Source organism: Polynucleobacter sp. 39-46-10, from assembly GCF_002282275.1.
Genome location: NZ_NCJB01000224.1, coordinates 1 through 4036, shown reverse-complemented (window position 1 = coordinate 4036; position 4036 = coordinate 1). Strand labels below are relative to the sequence as shown.

The window sequence follows — 4036 nt, the reverse complement described above, 5'->3', positions numbered from 1 at the left end:
GACGGAGAAGCGGGCGGCAATCTATGAAAAAGAGAATGAAGTCAGTGAGAATGAAAATTGGAACGTCCTCTATGTAGCGATGACTCGTGCACAGCAAGGCTTATGGATTAGCGGCGTTCAATCTCATATCAAAGACGGTATTAGCCAAAAATCTTGGTATGGTAGAGCGCTTGCGGCAGGCATGGAGACATTGGATATGACCCAGTTGGGTGAGCTACCGCTTCAAGGTCAGGAGATGCTTGATTCCAGCGGTAGCGAACCATTCCAAATAAATCATTTTCAATTGTCATGGGAGGCGGCTAAACAAGCCCATCAAGAAACCATTGCCAATATTGAAAGCGGTGCACTAGCTATAACTGAAAAGGCAAGAGAGCAAGCGCAATCGGTAGAGCAACCCGACCCAGAAATTTTGGAAGAGGGTACCCATTTCCATAAACTGCTGGAATTCTTAACTGCGCACTCAGGTAGTCAAATAACCAGCCCAATGCCAAGCGAGCAAGAGCTCATGAATTGGTTAAGCATTGATCAAGAGCACGCCAAAAAACTGATGGAGCGCGTGCAGATGGTGATGGATGCGCCCAAACTGAAACCTTACTTCACAGAAAATCAGTGGGTACAGGCTTGGAATGAAATTGATGTTGTTAGCCTAGAGGGAAAGAGCTTTCGCTTAGATCGCCTAGTGGAGTTTGATGATCACTTAGCTATCCTCGATTACAAGCTCACAATCCCAGAGGTGGGTAGTGAGGCATATAACAAGTACAGCGCACAACTCAATAACTACAAACAAGAGTTAGGCAGAATTCGGCCGGATAAGCCGGCTAAGGCCTACTTAATCTCTGCTTGGGGTGAGATCGCCGAGATATCTTAGGGTGTCCAGCCCTTTTGATCTTTGCATTCTGCTAGTTTTACCCATGCATCTTGCTGTCTTCAATTAGACTTACTCCTTCGATAAAATATTTACTAAAATTAATACCATTACTTAGAAGAGTTTGGCGCAATGACAGAAGGTTTAGTAATAGGATCACTGTTGGTATTGGGCGGCCTAGTGGTGCGCTATATGCAAAAGCACCCCTTTTATCGCTATAAAACCCAAAAATACAAAGAGCGCTATCAATCTAAATTGCATGACGCTCTAGAGCATAGAAGTGATAGTTCTGGTGCATATTGGTTCTCGCGTGCCATCGCAGACTATATCTTTGATTTTGGGCAGCGCACCTACCATGACTACCATGTAGAACAATATGAAAAGCGCGCTGAGTCAGAAATCCCTCATCTTTACCATCTGCGCATTGAAGAGCCGAGCACCTTGTGTCAACACCTAGTCGAGCGGGCAGTGGAGATGAAGGTTCCAGCTTCTGTGTTTGGTATGCATATGCGCGTTTTATGGAGGGGCTACTTGGTGCCAGTAGGCCGAATCACCCCTAAAAATATCCAGAGCATTCCGGGTTCTGCAGCCTATTACGCGGAGTTAAGTAATTTGCCGGCCTCAAAAGAAGATGTGCAGCGCTTTATGGAAAAGACCGAGGAGTCGTAGTCAAGCTGCAGGCTTCAAACAACCAAACTGTCTGACAGAGATTTGTCTTGCGAGTCTTTAAAGGACGAATTTAAGCGAGCTGAGGAAGCTAAAAAAGAAGCTGAGGATGTAAAAGGTGTGACGGGCACGAATACCGCGGCCGCAATTTTCTTCCCTATTGGCATTATTGCCACCTACAGTAATGCCAACGAAGCTATTGCAGCAGCCGATGCAAGAATGTCAAGATTGGCTGATCTAATGGATAAGAAAAATTGCAAATAGATCTTGGCTTATCAAGAAATATCAAAACCACCTTCGGGTGGTTTTTATTTGCTTAGCCTTCCTGGGCTGCGGATGAATTTGCATTCTTGATGCCCCTAAAAGGGGTAAAAACCACGTTTTTGGAAAAATAATGCCTGGGTATTGAAATACTGTATGGATATACAGTATATTAGAACCTATGGCACTAATCGCACTTCCACAAAGCTCCTCAGAAAGCACTCTGACCCAAGCCCCGCAAGCCTTGGCGGCAAATGGCGCCTATGAGTTCAAGCTCCTGAGTCACCGTATTTCAGCGGGATTTCCGAGTCCAGCGGCTGATTATGCCGAGGAAGGCCTCGATTTAAACCACTATTTAGTCCAAAACAAACCAGCCACTTTCATGTTCACCGTTAAGGGTGATTCGATGATGGGTGCAGGTATTTGTGACGGCGATAAGGTAGTGGTTGATAAAGCCCTCAAGCCAAAACACAAAGACATCGTGGTTGCCGTGGTTGATGACGAGTACACCATCAAGCGGCTCTATCAATTGCGTGGCAAGACCGAGCTCCAGCCAGAGAACCCCAATTACGAGCCCATTACATTTAACGAGAACAGCGAACTCCAAATCTGGGGTGTAGTGGTTGGGGTAGTACGCAAATACAGCCACGCTAGTAGCAGAAATGGTAAATCTATATGAGCGCTATTCATCAAGCTGGCAAAACCAATCAACTCTTCGCGCTGGTCGACGTGAACAACTTCTATGTATCTTGTGAGCGTGTATTTGCCCCCAAGCTGGAAGATGTACCAATGGTCGTTCTCTCGAATAACGATGGTTGCGCCGTAGCGCGTAGCGCTGAAGTCAAGGCGCTCGGTGTAAAGATGGGTACGCCCTGGTTTCAGATGAAAGACTTAGCCAAGCAACATGGTATTCAAGCGTATTCATCTAACTACACCTTGTATGGTGATATGAGCGGCAGGGTAGTAGAAGTATTAAGAAAGTTCACACCCAATTTAGAGGTCTACAGTATTGACGAGAGCTTTCTGCAAATCGAGACAGTGCTCAAGCAATATGCTGACCCGACTAGCTTAGGCCAAATCATGAAGCAAGATGTTAAAGATACTACTGGCCTGCCCGTATGTGTCGGCATTGGTGCTAGCAAGACGCTTGCTAAGTTGGCAAATCATTTTGCTAAAAAGAATCCCCAGTTTGCTGGCGTATGTGACATCAGTTCCATGCCTAAAGAGGTCCTCTATCAATGGATGGCCGAGACAGCGGTAGGTGAGGTGTGGGGTATTGGTGGCAAGACTGCCAAGAAACTCAAAGAGCTCAAGATCAACAGCGTATTTGATTTAGTGCAAATATCACCGCAAGCTATGCGTCAACAGTTTGGTGTTGTGATCGAGCGCATTTGCTATGAGTTGCGCGGAGTCTCTTGCCTTCAACTGGAGGAAGTGGCGCCAGCTAAACAACAGATTATTTCTTCAAGAAGTTTTGGTAAGCCAGTCACTTCAATGGAAGAGTTAGCTGAGTCAGTTGCTACACATGCCGCAAGAGGTGCTGAGAAGCTGAGAAGTCAGAAGTCAGTGACGGGCGCGCTCACCATCTTTGTACAAACTAATCCACATAAGCCATTTGAGCCACAACACCATCAAAGTATCACCGTTGTTCTGAGTGATCCTAGCGACAACACCTTAACCTTGACTAGCGCTGCATTAAAAGGTTTGAAACAAATCTACAAAGCTGGCTTTAAGTATAAGAAGGCTGGGGTGATCCTCAATCTCCTGGCTGATAAACCTACGATGCAGCAATCGCTATTTGATGACATGGAAGTGAAAGGCAAGTCTGCTGGACTCATGAAGGCTATGGATTCAATCAATAGTCGCTTTGGTAATGCCGCTATCAAAACTGCTGCATCTGGAACTAAGCAAGACTGGCAAATGAGATCAAGTAACCGATCACCGAACTACACCACGCAGTGGGATGAGCTACCGGTAGTGCGTTAAAGAACTAGACAAATGATAAGCAAAAGAGCGATGAAAAAAATGAAGAAAAACAACAAATAAGGAAGTGAATTTTACTAGCTCATTTCATGAGCTTGTAAGCAAATATTCTGAATACATAGCAGCAAAACAGTAACAAGCAATAGCAACAAAACCAAATTAACTTAGATACAAACCAGGAGAAATCAAATGGAACTATTAAATAACTTCAACGGCGCTTCACTTGCAATCATCATGATGATGTCTTACTGGGCTGTGCTG

4 protein-coding genes and 1 pseudogene are annotated in these 4036 nt (G+C 45.2%); all 5 read left to right on the top strand.

Going from position 1 to position 4036, the window contains the following annotated elements:
* Positions 1–868: pseudogene (locus tag B7X71_RS13155) on the top strand (DNA helicase UvrD); the annotation flags it as partial.
* A gap of 129 nt (positions 869–997) precedes the next feature.
* Positions 998–1534 carry a hypothetical protein gene (locus B7X71_RS13150; protein WP_293600976.1) on the top strand — a complete coding sequence of 179 codons (537 nt, stop codon included), beginning with the start codon at positions 998–1000 and terminating at the stop codon, positions 1532–1534.
* A 42-nt stretch (positions 1535–1576) separates the two neighbouring features.
* Positions 1577–1795 (top strand): hypothetical protein, encoded by a 219-nt coding sequence (locus tag B7X71_RS13145; RefSeq protein ID WP_293598746.1) that lies wholly within the window; start codon positions 1577–1579, stop codon positions 1793–1795.
* Positions 1796–1973: 178 nt separating this feature from the next.
* Positions 1974–2471, top strand: coding sequence for a translesion error-prone DNA polymerase V autoproteolytic subunit (gene umuD / locus B7X71_RS13140; RefSeq protein WP_293598745.1), 498 nt, complete (start codon positions 1974–1976; stop codon positions 2469–2471).
* On the top strand, positions 2468–3778 hold the full coding sequence (locus tag B7X71_RS13135) for a Y-family DNA polymerase (RefSeq protein WP_293598744.1): 1311 nt from the start codon (positions 2468–2470) through the stop codon (positions 3776–3778). Before umuD ends, B7X71_RS13135 begins: the two co-directional genes overlap by 4 nt.
* Positions 3779–4036 lie beyond the last annotated feature (258 nt).